The following is a 12,680-nucleotide window of genomic DNA, read 5'->3' on the forward strand; positions in this document are numbered from 1 at the left end:
GGCCCGCCTGACGCGAAGGGCCGGTGCCTCCACGGAGGCACCGGCCCTCGGCGTTCCGGCGTCAGCCGGTGTTGCGCAGGCCGGCGGCGATGCCGTTGACGGTCAGCAGCAGCGCGCGGGCGCGCAGCGGGTCCTCGCTGCGGCCGGCCGTGACCTCCTCGCGCTGGCGGCGCAGCAGCGCGACCTGGAGGTAGGAGATCGGGTCGAGGTAGGCGTCGCGGACGGTGAAGGTCTGCTTCAGCACCGGGTTGTGCTCCAGCAGTTCGCTCTCGCCGGTGAGCCGCAGGACCTCGCGCAGGGTGAGGTCGTGCTCGGCGACGATCTGGTCGAAGATGTGGTGCAGCTCGGTGGGTACCAGCTGCTCGACGTAGTGGCGGGCGATCCGCAGGTCGGTCTTGGCCAGCGTCATGGCGACGTTGGACAGGAAGTTGCGGAAGAAGTGCCACTGGCCGTGCATCTCGTCCAGCACGTCGCCGAGGCCGGCCTCGCGGGCGGCGGCGAGGCCGGAGCCGACGCCGTACCAGCCGGGGACGATCTGACGGGACTGGGTCCAGCCGAACACCCACGGGATGGCCCGCAGGCCGTCCAGGCCGGCGCCGGAGTCGGGGCGGCGGGACGGGCGGGAGCCCAGGTGCAGCGAGGCGAGCTGGTCGACCGGGGTGGCGGCGAAGAAGTACTTCGGCAGGTCCTCCTGGTCGACCAGGGCCCGGTAGGAGGTGTGGGCGGCCTCGGAGACCTGGTCCATCGCGGCGTCCCAGCGGGCCAGTTCCTCGGGGGCCTGGCGCGGGGCGGTGTGCAGCGCGGAGGCGGCCAGGGTGGCGGAGAGGGTCAGCTCCAGGTTCTCCCGGGCGAGGGAGGGGAGCAGGTACTTGTCGGAGATGACCTCGCCCTGCTCGGTGACCTTGATCTCGCCCTCCAGGGTGCCCCAGGGCTGGGCCAGGATGGCCTCGTGCGAGGGGCCGCCGCCGCGGCCGACGGTGCCGCCGCGGCCGTGGAAGAGGCGCAGCCGGATGCCGTAGCGGTGGGCGACGTCGCGCAGTCGGCGCTGGGCGCGGTGGATCTCCCACTGGGAGGTGGTGATGCCGCCGAACTTGGAGGAGTCGGAGTAGCCGAGCATGACCTCCTGGACGTCGCCGCGCAGCGAGACGAGCAGGCGGTAGGAGGGGTCGGAGAGCATCTCGTCCAGGATGCGGTCGGCCTGCTGGAGCTCGTCGGTGGTCTCCAGCAGCGGCACGATGCCGATCTTGGCGATGCCGGCGTGCAGGTCGATCAGGCCGGCCTCGCGGGCCAGCACGGTGGCGGCGAAGACGTCGTCGGCGCCCTGGCACATCGAGATGATGTAGCTCTCGACGATCTCGTCGCCGAAGCGCTCGAAGCCCTCGCGGATGGTGTTGAAGACGCCGAGGGTCTTGGTGCCGGCCTCGTCCAGCGGCGCCGGGGTGGGGGCGAGCGGGCGGCGCGAGCGCAGCTCCTTGGCGAGCAGCTTCTGCCGGTACTCGCGGGGCATGTCGGCGTAGCGCCAGGCCTCCTCGCCGAGGCGGTCGAAGAGCTGGCCGAGGGCGTGGTGGTGGGCCTCGGCGTGCTCGCGCACGTCCATGGTGGCGAGCTGGAGGCCGAAGGCCTCGATGGTGTTGATGGCACGGGCCAGGCGGCCGTCGGCGATCAGTTCGCCGCGGTGGGCGCGCAGCGAGTCCTGGATCAGCCGCAGGTCGGCGATCAGCTCGCGGGTGCCGAGGTAGTCGCGGCCCTCGATGTGCGGGGTGCCGCCGGCCAGCCGCTCGCGGGTGTTCTCCAGCTTGAGCCGGATGCAGGTGGCCTTGAGGCGGTAGGGCTCCTCGGCGTTCATCCGCTTGTAGCGGGGGCTGAGTTCGGGGAGCCGGTGCAGGTCGGTGTTGAGCGAGGCGAGCAGCTCGACCGAGGCGCCGGCCAGCCGCTCGGAGGTGGAGAGGGTGTTGCGCAGGTCGTCGATGGCGTCGAGGGCGTCCTTGATGCCGTACTCGTGCTGGAGGTTGAGGACGTCCCAGGTGACCTGAGGGGTGACGTTGGGGTTGCCGTCGCGGTCGCCGCCGATCCAGGTGCCGAAGGTCAGCGGGCGGACGCCGTCGGGCAGGCCCAGGCCGACCCGGGCGAGCTCCTCGTGCAGCTCCTCCAGCACCTCGGGGACGGCCTCGCGGTAGAGCTCGTCCAGGTAGTAGACGGCGTTGCGGGCCTCGTCGGTGGGCTCGGGGCGGGCGATGCGCAGCTCGTCGGTCTGCCAGAGCAGGTCGATGACCTCGGCCAGGCGGCGGTCGGCGGAGCGCTTGGCGCTGCTGGTGCGGGCCGGGCCGGCGGCGGCGAGGCCGGAGGTGAGCTCCTCGCGGTGGATGCGGTCGAGGAGTTCGCCGATCCGGCGCAGCTTGTTGAGCACGCTGCGGCGGGCGGCCTCGGTGGGGTGGGCGGTGAAGACCGGGCGGACCGCGAGGTGGGCGAGAGTGTCCCGGAGGTGCTTGGGGTCGGCCTCGGCGAGCTGGTCGGCGGTCTGGGCGAGCAGCGAGCCCTCGCGGGCGCGGCGGGTGGCGAACTCGCGGCCGCGGTGCACCTGCTCGGTGACGTTGGCGAGGTGGAAGTAGGTGGAGAACGCGCGGACCAGCTTGGCGGCGGTGTCCAGGTCGATGTCGGAGAGGAGTTCGGCGGTGGCCTCGCCGTCGGTGCGGCTGAGCAGACGGACTTGTTCGACCAGGCCCAGCAGCTGGGGGCCCTCCTGGCGGACCAGCGTCTCGCCGAGCAGGTCGCCGAGGCGGCGGATGTCCGCACGCAGGGCGGCGTTGTCGGCGATGGCGGTGGGGCTGTCCGCCGGGTTGGGGACCGGAGCGGTCACGGCTGGCTCCCTGTGGTGGTGGGGTTCGGCAACGGCTCATCGTCACAGGTCCACGCGCAGTGCGGAGGGTGTGACGCGTGCGGACCGCGCTGTCCGACGCGACCAGCATAGGTGTCGGGGCGGTCGCTGTCCGCGAGGTGGCCGGATGGCGGACAAGCCCGCCGAAAAGCACCTGTGGTCTGGACCAATTGAGCGGTTCGCGAGGTGTACCGGGTTATCCCGGTGGGGAGGGGGAGGGGTTGCCGCTTAGGCTGTCACGCATGAGCAAGTCGCCTGGGGAGCGCGTGCCGGTCCGGTCGTTCTGGTGGTGGAAGCGGCCGCGGAGCGCCTTCCTGGACATCGTGCTGGCGCTGTTGGCCGCGCTGGAGTGCTCAGCCAGCACGGTCGCCTTCCTGGGCGCCCGGGTGCACCTGTCCGGCGCGGGCACGGTCGCGATCGCGGTGCTCGGCACGCTGGCGGGCGGCTCGCTGGTGCTGCGCCGGAGGTGGCCGGCCGTACCGGTGCTGGTGACCCTGGTGCTGATGCCCGGGATGCTCGGGGTGCTGCTGCTGGTGGTGTCGCTGTACACGCTGGCGGAGACCTGGGAGTGGCCCACGCGGCGCTGGCGGGTGGTGGCGCTGGCGGTGCTGGCCTTCGGCGAGGCGGTCGCAGTGATGATGGTGTCGATGCTGACACCGGGCGACTCGACGGTGGAGCAGCCGGCGCTCTGGGTCCAGGTGCTGATAGCGGTGCTGGTGGCGGTCGGGCTGACCGTTCCGCCGGTGGTGACCGGACTGTACGTGGGGGCGCGGCGGCGGCTGATCGAGTCCCTCAAGGACCGCGCCCACGGCCTGGAGACCGAACTGGACCTGCTGGCCGAGCAGGCGCAGGAGCGCGCCCGCCGGGCCCGGCTGGAGGAGCGCACCCGGATCGCCCGGGAGATGCACGACGTGGTGGCGCACCGGGTGTCGCTGATGGTGGTGCACGCCGGGGCGCTGGAGCGGATCGTCGGCAAGGATCCGGAGAAGGCCGCGCAGAGCGCCAAGTTGATGGGCGAGGTGGGCCGGCAGGCGCTGAACGAGCTGCGCGAGATCCTCGGCGTGCTGCGGATGGACGACGAGCGGCAGCCGGAGCCGGACTCGCTGGTCGGGCTGCCCCGGCTGGTCGACCAGTCCCGGGCAGCCGGGATGGCGGTGACCCTGACGGTCAGCGGCAGCCGGCAGGAGTTCACCGGGGAGGCCGAGCAGACCGCGTACCGGGTGGTCCAGGAGGGGCTGACCAACGCCCACAAACACGCGGGCGGGGCGCAGGTGTCCGTCCTGCTCGCGTACGCGCCGAACGGGGTGCGGGTGAGCGTGGTGAACGCCTGCCCGGGCGGGGAGCGGGGTGCGGCGCAGTTGCCCAGCGGCGGGAACGGGCTGGTCGGCATGCGCGAGCGGGTGGTCGCGCTCGGCGGCACCTTCTCGGCCGGACCGGAGGCGGACGGCGGGTTCCGGGTCGAGGCGGTGCTGCCGTCCAGGCTGGCGGTCCGGGCGAACCGGCTGGGCTGACGGGTCGGCCGGGTTGGCCGGGTTGGCGAACCGGCTGGGCTGACGGGTCGGCCGGGTTGGCCGGGTTGGCGAACCGGCTGGGCTGACGGGTCGGCCGGGCTAGGAGTGCTCCTCCGCGGTGCGCAGCCGTTCCGGGGCGGTGCCCAGGATCAGGGCGCTGATCGCCTGGTCGATGCCATGGCCGAGGAACCACTCGCCGGTGTGGTCCAGGCTGTAGACGCGGCCCTCCTGGTCGACGGCCAGCAGCGCCTGCCCGTACGCCTCCTCGCCGAGCGGGGCGAGCTGGGTGCCGAGCGCCCGGCCGAGGTCGAACAGGGTGCGCGGCTGGTGGAGGCCGCACAGCGGGTCGATCAGGAACGGGGTGCGGGCCAGCTGGCGGCCCGGGCCGGACAGGTCGAAGGCGAGGCCGCCGAACTCGGCCCAGGCCTCCACCGCGGCCGGGAACACCGCGTGCGGGACGCCGCCGGACCCGTCGTACCCGGCCAGGGTGTCGGCCCACTCCTCGGCCTGCCGGATCTGCCAGCGGCCGGGGTGCCAACCGGCCGCCTTGAGCTCGGCGGCGACGTCGGCGGGGAAGCGCGGGCGGGTCCGCCCGAGGGTGCCGGCCGAGGACAGGGTGGTCGGCGGCGGGGGCGGGCTGGGCGGATTCAGGGCGGACTCCGGGGATCGGGGACAGGGGGTGTACGAGGGGGCGGTCGGCGCGCGGATCAGCGCGCGGGCGGCCCGACGGCGACGCTCTGCACGGTGAAGTGCTCCAGCATCGGGGCACAGGAACGGCACGGCGGGGCGTGGGTGCCGTGTGCCGGGTCGCCCTCCTCGCGGATCCGCACGGTCGTCATCCGGGAGCCCTTGAGTGCCTTGCGGGCCTCGTTCAGGCTCATCGGCTTGCGGGCCGCTCGCTTCGAGCGCTTGCCGTCGACCGTGGTCAGGTACTGGGAGAGCAGGACGGCCTCCGGGCAGCGGCCGGTGAACCGCTCGCGGGCCTCGACCGGCAGGGTGTCCAGGAAGTCGCCGACCAGCGGGTGCAGGACCGGGCGGCGCTCGTCCTTGTCGCCCGCCAGGGTGTGCACCTCGCCGCCCTTGAGCGACAGCGCGGCGGCGACGGCGGGCAGCAGGCTGTCGCGGTGGTGGCGCAGCACGGGCGGGCCCGCCGGCTCACCGGTGGTCATGCGGTGTCCTCCTCCTCGTTCCCGGCGGTCCGGTTCCTGTTGGGTCCTGTTGGTCCTGGGCAAGCCTGTCATTTGACACCGACAAGCGCACAACCGGGGTGCGGGCGCGGCCGAACCGCCGTACGGCCGTCGCCTGATCGGCCGGTCGCCCGTCGGCATCCTGACGCGATCTCGGCCGGATCCGCACACCGCCATCACGACTTGTCCGCCAATCTACCGAAACCACCTCCGATGCGGAGCCGTGGCCGGTACGGTTCCGACAGCGCGCCGAAGGGGGCGCGGCCCGTCCACCTGTTCGGCCAACTCGCGCCGATGAAGGAACCGTTGGAGGCGGCCGACGACCGCCCGACGGTGGAGTGCGCGGCACAGTCCCGGGGCGCCCGGCAGTACGGGCGGGGCTGGGGGTGTTCACCGACGACGTGAACTCGCCGACGCCGTGCGGATGATCGGCGCCGGGTCGTACGGCCCCGTCCCGGTCCGTCCGCCGATGCACCCGCACCTCACGCGGGCACGGCAGTCGCGGGTCGTGGAGGTGTTGGGACGGGCTCCGGGTGCGGGGGTTCGGCCGGCGGGGTGACCCCCTAGGCTGGTGCCCAGCAAGCGCACCGAGAATTTGCAGCAGCCAGTGGGGGCTCCCAGATGACGACAGGTCGGCCCGGCGTCGCCGCCGCACCGAACGCGGCGTACGCAGGTCAGGTGGTGCATTTCCCGGATCCGGTCCGCGCGGAGCGGCACCCGGCCGGGGTCCGGGTGGACGAGTCCGGCTACCCGGACTTCGGCCCGTACGCCGCCGCGGTGGCCGAGGTCGCCGACCCGCCGGAGGGCTTCGGCGTGGACGAACTGCGGCTGACCGACTACGTCTCCGCCAACGCCGCGCTGTTCACCCAGGGCCACCCGCTCTGGGCCGACCTGGAGACCGCGGTGGCCACCCCGCCCGGCTGGACCTGGCACCACGCGGTCGGCCGGGCCGCCCCGGGCTGGCGGCGGATGGAGCTCGTCCCGGTCGAGGTGAAGGCCCTGCTGCGGCACCACGGCGGCCTGGCCACCTCGCCCGCCGACCACTCCCGCCGCGGCACCCGCCCGCTGCAGGAGCGCCGGCCCGTCCACTTCTCGTTGGCCAAGGACGGCGGCGACCCGATCGGCGTCCCCGAGGACCTGGTGCAGCGCGCCGAGGAGCGCCTCGGCTACCGGCTGCCCGGCGCCTACCGCACCTTCCTCAAGCTGGGCGGCGGCCGCGGCCCGGTCGGGGTGGCGCTGGACACCGAGCTGGGCATGCTGCTCGACCAGCCGTTCCTGACCCTCACCGAGGAGTACGGCACCGAGGACGTCGTGTACGCCAACAAGTGCCTGCGCGACCACCTCACCAAGGACTACCTGGGCATCGCCTACGTGCAGGGCGGCATTCTCGCGCTCAAGGTGCGCGGCGACCGGACCGGCTCGGTCTGGTTCCACCTGTACGACGACGCCCGCGACTCCGGCGCGCCGGAGGCCCCGGAGGACCGCTGCGCCCGGCTGCTGCTGCCCTGCGGGGACGACTTCGACGCCTTCCTGGTGCGGCTGGCCGGCAGCCCGCCGGAGCTGGAGACGGTCGCGGAGCTGATGGTGGACGGCGGGTTCGCCCGGGCCGTCCCGATGGGCTGACGCGCGTGGGCGCCGGGGTGCAGGTGGAACGGGGGACGAAGAGGATGCGGACAGGGGTGAACCGGGCGTGGTGACGTACGCGCAGGCGCATGAGATCGCCGAGGAGTGGATCAACGGCGGCGTGCCGCACGCGCAGCAGCGCGAGGTGCGGGTCCGGGAGTTCGACCTGGGCTTCGTCTGCTGGGCGGTCGCGCCCGCGGACGCGGCCGCCGGTACGGACGGCGGTGAGAGCGGCTCGGGTGAGGCGCGGCTGGTGATCGCCCGGGACTCGGGCGCCAGCACGCTCTGGCCCGCGCTGCCCGTCAACGAGGTGGTCCGGCAGTACGAAGAGGTGTACGGGCGGCCGGTCGCGGCCAACCCGGCCGGGGCGGCGAAGCCCGCACCGGGGCCGGTGGAGGCCACCTCCTTCCTGCTCAGCCCGCCGCAGTGGCTGCAGGAGGCGGGGGCCGCGGCGATCGCGGCGGAGGCGGAGAAGCTGGGGGCCGCTGCCGCCCCGGCCGCTGCCGCCGCTCCTGCTCCGATGGCTGCCCCGGCTCCGACGGCTGTCCCGGCTCCGACGGCTGCCCCGGCTCCGACGGCTGTCCCGGCTCCCGCTCCGGCGCCGGTCGCGGCCGAGGAGCCGCCCGCGCCGATGCCGCCCGCACCCGCCCCGGCGCCCGCACCCCTGCCGCCCGCGCCGGTGCCGTCCGCGCCGCCGGCGCCCGCCGTGCTGACCGCGCCGCCGGTCTCCGACCGACCCGCCGGGGACGCCCCGACCATGCTCGCCCCGCCGCCCGGCGACGAGCCGGCCTTCGCGCCGCAGCCCCCGGCCGCCGCGCCGGTGCCGCCGCCGGCCGCGCCCGTGGAGCCGGTCGCCCCGGTCGCTCCCCCCGCGCCGGTCGGCGCCGAGGCGGCGACCGTGCTGATGTCCGAGGGCCTGCGCACCTCCGGCTCGGACCTGCCCGACGCGCCCGCCCCGGCCGGGGCCGAGGCCGCGACCATGCTGATGCCCCCGGGCAGCGGTGGCTACGGCATGCCGCCGGTCCCGCCGCCCGCCGCCCAGCCCCCGGCAGCTCCGCCCGCCGCCCCGCCGGCCCCGGTGCCCACCGCCGCCGCCGAGCCGGCGCCGACGCTGCTCGCGCCGCCGGACGCCATGCCTGGTCTGATGGGCCTGCCCGGTGCCCCGGCCACCCCGCCTGCGGGCGGTGCGCCGGTCGAGCAGGCGCCCACCATGCTGGCCTCGCCCGGCGGGCTGGCCGGTCTGCCCGGCGGCCCCGGTACGCCGTCCGCGCCGCCCGCCGCTGCGCCGGCGCAGGGCGGGCTCGGCCGCGCCCCGGGGTCGGCCCCGCCGCCGCCCCCGCCGGCCGCGCTGCGCGGCGGTCCGTCCGGCGGCCCCTCCGGCTCCTCGGGCTCGGGCGGGCTGGGCCGCAACCAGGGCACCGCCCCGCCGCCGCCCCCGCCCGCCGAGCTGCGGCACACCCCGGGCTCCGGCACGCCCGTCGGCGGTGCCGGCGGCCGGGCGGCCGGTTCGACCCCGCCGCCCCCGCCCCCGGCGGGCCTGCGCAGCGGTGACACCCCGGCCCCGACCCCGCAGGGCGCGCCCGCCGGGCCCGCAGCCGGGATCGCGTACGAGGCGACCCAGCTGGCCAGCGCGATCGACCCGGCGCTGCTCGCCGGCCCGGCGGACCCGGGCACCCCGCCGTCCGGCGGCCCCGCCGTCCCGCCGCCGCCCGGTGGCCCCACCGCCCCCGCCGCGCCCGCGGCCGGGTACGGCTACCCGAACGCGGGTGCCGCGCCCGGCGTTGTCCCACCGACCCCGGTCACCGGCCCGCCGCAGGGCGCGCCGGTCCCGCCCGGGGTCCCCGCGGTCGGCCCGGGCTACTTCGCCGCGCTCAGCTACCGGGGCCCGGACGGTTCGGAGCAGAAGCTGCTGCACCGCAGCGAGCCCGGCACCCCGCACCCGGAGTGGAAGATCCTGCAGGACCTGCGCCGGCTGAACGTGCCCCCGGAGCAGGTGCTCGAGCTCTACACCGAGCTGGAGTCCTGCGACCTGCCGGGCGGCTACTGCAACCGCATGATCGCGGCCTCCTGGCCGAACGTGCGGCTCACCCACACCGCCCCGTACGGCCGCGACCACGCCTCCCGGCAGGCCGGGATGGCCGAGCTGCTCGACCACCTGGACGAGCTGCACCAGCTGGCCTCGGGCGCCCAGCGGGTCCGCCCGTTCCGGGTGCCGCTGCCCGCGCCCGGGACGGTCCAGCAGCTGCCCCCGGCACCGCCGCAGCAGCTCGCCCAGGAGGTCGGCGAGGCCTTCGGGCAGAACCTGTTCCGCTACGAGCAGCGCGCGGTCTCCCGTCAGGGCGTGCCGGAGCCGGTGTCGCAGAGCCTGATGTGGGCCGGGCTGCCGCGCGACTTCGGGCCGTTCTTCTGGGCCCAGGCGCAGGAGGGCCGGCCGATCCCGACCCTCGCCGAGCTGGCCGCCGAGCGCGGCCTTCCCGCAGCCCCGGACTTCGGCGGCTACCTGGTGCTCGGCAACGACTACGGTCGTCAGCTGTGCGTCCAGTACGGCACCGCGCACGTGGTCGCCGTGGACATCGATGGAACCGGCCAGCCGCCGCGCTTCGTCAACAGCGGTGTACCGGAGTTCGCCCGCGCGCTGGCCCTGCTGGGCCGGATGTGGCGGCTGCGGTACGGGCTGACGCCGGAGCAGGCCGGTCGCTGGACCACCGACTTCCAGGCGCAGCTCGCCGCGATCGACCCGGCGGCCCTGCAGAACGCGGACACCTGGTGGGCCGTGCTGTTGGAGCAGTTCTGGGACGGTCTGTTGTAGCGGACCGTCGCGGATCCTCGCAGGTGGGGAGGGGTCGTTCCGGTGTCCGGAACGACCCCTCCGGCATGTCCCGGTAGCTGTGCCTCATTGGGGTTTCGTCCGGATCTGCGCAAAATAGGTCAAGAGGGTGGGTCTATTCGCCTGGTCCTCGACATAATCCGGTCCGCACGACGGCCGGATCCGGCCCCGGCCTGCGAACCGGTTCCGGATCCGTCCGTTCCGTCCGATCATGGGCTCCGCAGCCCGCGAAACGAGGGGAAGAGCCCATGAGCGACGCCGTCCCCCAGTACGGCTTCACCCAGGCCCGGCGCGGCTACGCGCCCGAGCAGGTCGACCGGGCGCTCGCCGCCCTGACCGCACGACGCGACGAGGCGTGGGAGCGGTTGAGCGTCCTGGGCGCCGGGATCCGGCAGATGGAGGCCCGGCTGGACGACGTCCGCCGCGCCGCCGACGAGGCCCCGGAGCCGGACTACCAAGTGCTCAGCGAGCAGGCCGCCGGACTGGCCGAGATGGCGCAGAACGAGGCCGACGCGGTGAAGGAGAAGGCCGAGCGCTTCGCCGAGGACCTGCGGGACGAGGTGTACGAGGCCGGGCAGGCGCTCGACAAGGCGGCCAAGGAGTACAGCGCCACCATCCGCGCGGAGGCCGACGCGGCCGCCCGCCGCACCGACGAGCGCACCCGCGCCGAGGCCGAAAGCATCCGCGCCGAGGCCGACCGGGAGAGCCGCGAAGCCCGGGACGGCGCCACCGCCTACGCCGCCAAGGTCCGGGTGGCCGCCGCCGAGACCAGCGAGCACGCCGAGGCCGAGCTGGCCACCAAGCGCCGCAAGGCCGACGAGACCTTCGCCGAGGCCCAGGCCAAGGCCGACGCCGAGGAGGCCGAGGTCTCCGCGACGGCCGAGCGCCGGGTCAAGGAGGCCGAGCAGCACCGGGAGACCGTGCTCAACCGGATCAAGCAGCTGGAGACCGACGCCCAGGCCAAGGCCGACCAGCTGGTCGAGCAGGCCCGCCGGGAGGCCGAGAAGATCAACGCGGCGACCGAGCGCGACCAGCACGCGTTCGACACCCGGCTGGAGACCGTCCAAAAGCACCTGGACCACATCAAGGCGACGCTGGCCTCGCTCACGGGCGCGGCGGTCGGGCAGATCGAGTCCGAGGAGGAGGCCGTCGAGGACGCCGCCCCGGCGGACGCGGTGGCCGACACGGTGCCCGTGGACTCGGAGGCGGACACCGGGGAGATCCCGGTGCGGAACCTGCGGAAGGCTTCGGCGCTGGCTTCGGTCCCGGCCCCGGCTGCGGCTCCGGCCGCCGACAAGGCTGCGGCTCCGGCTCCCGACAAGGCTGTGGCTGCGGCTCCGGCCCCCGACAAGGCTCCGGCTCCGGCTCCGGAGAAGTCGACGGCGGTGCTGCGGCAGCCGGTGGTAGGCGGGGGCGCTGCGGGTGCCAAGGCCGACGGAGCCAAGGGCGCTGCCGCCGAGCCGGTGGTGACCGGCCCGGTCGCCCCGGCCGCGGTGCCGCCGAAGCCGGCCTCGCCGCCCGCGCCGACCGCCGACCGGGACGGCGTGAAGGGTTCGGAGGGCGCGGAGGGCGCCGAGGAGCCCGAGGACGAGACCCGGATCATCCCGAAGATCATCATCGTGGACGACGGCAGCGGCTACGCCGCCCCCAACACGGTCTCCTACCGCCGCCGCTAACCCTTGCCCTCACCCGCGATCAGCTGGGTGAGCTTGGCGTCCTGGGCCCTGACCGCCTCCTTCTGTGCGGCCAGGGCCCCTGCGTTGCGGTCGATCAGCTGACGCTGGTAGCCGGCCAGCACGGCGAACCAGAGGCCGGCCAGGTTGGACTTGACGGTGCAGTCGGCGTCGGCGCGGGCGGCGGCCAGCTCGGCCGGGGTGGGCTCCGTCGCGGCCTGGTACCCGTGGGACAGCTCCTCCGGCGTGGTCGCCTCGAAGCCGGCGGCCGACATGCAGGCGGCCCACTCCTTGGTGGCCGCCACCACCCGGGCGTCCTTGGCGGTGGCCTTGGTCGACTCGTCGAACAGCCGGCTGACCAGCTCGCCGCCGGCCGCGGGTGGTGAGCCGAGCCGTTCGGCGGTCTGCCGGTCGCAGTCCACCCGGGCGTTGTCGTAGGCCTCACCGGCTCCGGCCGGGGCGGGGTTCGGCCGCGGGGCGGTCCGCTTCGGCGGGTGGAAGCCCAGGGTCGCCGCAGCCTGCGCCCCGAGGTAGCCCCAGGGGCCGGCCGGCAGGGCGGTCGCGTTGTCCGGCGGCTGCGCGGCCTGCAGGCCGTCCCCGTTGAACGCGGCGAACCCGGCCCGGTGCATGCAGGAGACGACCAGCACATTTCGTGCCTGAATCTCCTTGACGGAGGTTTGATCATCGGCCTGATAAGCGGAGAGGGGAAGTCCGGTCATTCCGCCGCGACCGGATTCCGGAGCGATTGTCGAACTGATCTCCGGCGGAGTCGGGGAGGATTCGGCGGAACCCTTACCGGAGCCGTCCGAGCAGCCTGCGGATAAAACCGACAGAACGGCCGTCAGAGATATGGCGGTGAATCGTCCGAATTGGGTGGGGCGTGGCAAGCGTCTGCTCCGATCCTCAAGCGCGGCAAACTTGTTGGGACCATAGCTCATTTCGTCCCAGAACGTTCCCGGGGTGCTCGCCGGGGACCGGCTTGGC

At 74.8% G+C, this 12,680-nt stretch carries 8 protein-coding genes; 4 read left to right on the forward strand and 4 right to left on the reverse strand.

The annotated features are described in order from the left end of the window. Positions 1–61: 61 nt before the first annotated feature. On the reverse strand, positions 62–2,857 hold the full coding sequence (gene ppc, locus ACH4E7_RS00460) for a phosphoenolpyruvate carboxylase (protein ID WP_396246787.1): 2,796 nt from the start codon (positions 2,855–2,857) through the stop codon (positions 62–64). Between the two features lie 260 nt (positions 2,858–3,117). Between ppc and ACH4E7_RS00465 the strand changes: the two genes are divergently transcribed. Then, positions 3,118–4,386, forward strand: coding sequence for a sensor histidine kinase (locus ACH4E7_RS00465; RefSeq protein ID WP_396246788.1), 1,269 nt, complete (start codon positions 3,118–3,120; stop codon positions 4,384–4,386). 99 nt (positions 4,387–4,485) lie between these two features. Here ACH4E7_RS00465 and ACH4E7_RS00470 read toward each other — a convergent pair whose 3' ends face one another. Further along, positions 4,486–5,001, reverse strand: a complete 516-nt coding sequence (locus tag ACH4E7_RS00470; protein WP_396247130.1) for an SUKH-3 domain-containing protein — start codon at positions 4,999–5,001, stop codon at positions 4,486–4,488. A 92-nt stretch (positions 5,002–5,093) separates the two neighbouring features. Then, positions 5,094–5,555 (reverse strand): YwqJ-related putative deaminase, encoded by a 462-nt coding sequence (locus tag ACH4E7_RS00475; protein WP_355670022.1) that lies wholly within the window; start codon positions 5,553–5,555, stop codon positions 5,094–5,096. 639 nt (positions 5,556–6,194) lie between these two features. Between ACH4E7_RS00475 and ACH4E7_RS00480 the strand changes: the two genes are divergently transcribed. The 3 genes from ACH4E7_RS00480 to ACH4E7_RS00490 all read left to right on the forward strand — a co-directional run bounded on the left by ACH4E7_RS00480 (position 6,195) and on the right by ACH4E7_RS00490 (position 11,699). Next, positions 6,195–7,196 carry an SMI1/KNR4 family protein gene (locus ACH4E7_RS00480; protein WP_396246789.1) on the forward strand — a complete coding sequence of 334 codons (1,002 nt, stop codon included), beginning with the start codon at positions 6,195–6,197 and terminating at the stop codon, positions 7,194–7,196. A 67-nt stretch (positions 7,197–7,263) separates the two neighbouring features. Continuing rightward, positions 7,264–10,005: an SUKH-4 family immunity protein gene (locus ACH4E7_RS00485; RefSeq protein WP_396246790.1), complete on the forward strand. Its 2,742-nt coding sequence runs from the start codon at positions 7,264–7,266 to the stop codon at positions 10,003–10,005. A 266-nt stretch (positions 10,006–10,271) separates the two neighbouring features. After that, on the forward strand, positions 10,272–11,699 hold the full coding sequence (locus ACH4E7_RS00490) for a hypothetical protein (protein WP_396246791.1): 1,428 nt from the start codon (positions 10,272–10,274) through the stop codon (positions 11,697–11,699). On the opposite strand, the gene ACH4E7_RS00495 is transcribed toward ACH4E7_RS00490, so the two are convergent. Beyond that, positions 11,696–12,415, reverse strand: a complete 720-nt coding sequence (locus ACH4E7_RS00495; protein WP_396246792.1) for a hypothetical protein — start codon at positions 12,413–12,415, stop codon at positions 11,696–11,698. The two genes, ACH4E7_RS00490 and ACH4E7_RS00495, sit on opposite strands and share 4 nt — an antisense overlap. Positions 12,416–12,680: the final 265 nt, after the last annotated feature.

It is taken from the genome of Kitasatospora sp. NPDC018058, assembly GCF_044327205.1.
Lineage (GTDB): Bacteria > Actinomycetota > Actinomycetes > Streptomycetales > Streptomycetaceae > Kitasatospora.

What these genes read in the sequence shown, in the direction of transcription:
- ACH4E7_RS00465 (WP_396246788.1), top strand. Translation starts at nt 3,118, where the DNA reads ATGAGCAAGTCGCCTGGGGAGCGCGTGCCGGTCCGGTCGTTCTGGTGG.
- ACH4E7_RS00475 (WP_355670022.1), bottom strand. Translation starts at nt 5,555, where the DNA reads ATGACCACCGGTGAGCCGGCGGGCCCGCCCGTGCTGCGCCACCACCGC.
- ACH4E7_RS00480 (WP_396246789.1), top strand. Translation starts at nt 6,195, where the DNA reads ATGACGACAGGTCGGCCCGGCGTCGCCGCCGCACCGAACGCGGCGTAC.
- ACH4E7_RS00490 (WP_396246791.1), top strand. Translation starts at nt 10,272, where the DNA reads ATGAGCGACGCCGTCCCCCAGTACGGCTTCACCCAGGCCCGGCGCGGC.
- ACH4E7_RS00495 (WP_396246792.1), bottom strand. Translation starts at nt 12,415, where the DNA reads ATGACCGGACTTCCCCTCTCCGCTTATCAGGCCGATGATCAAACCTCC.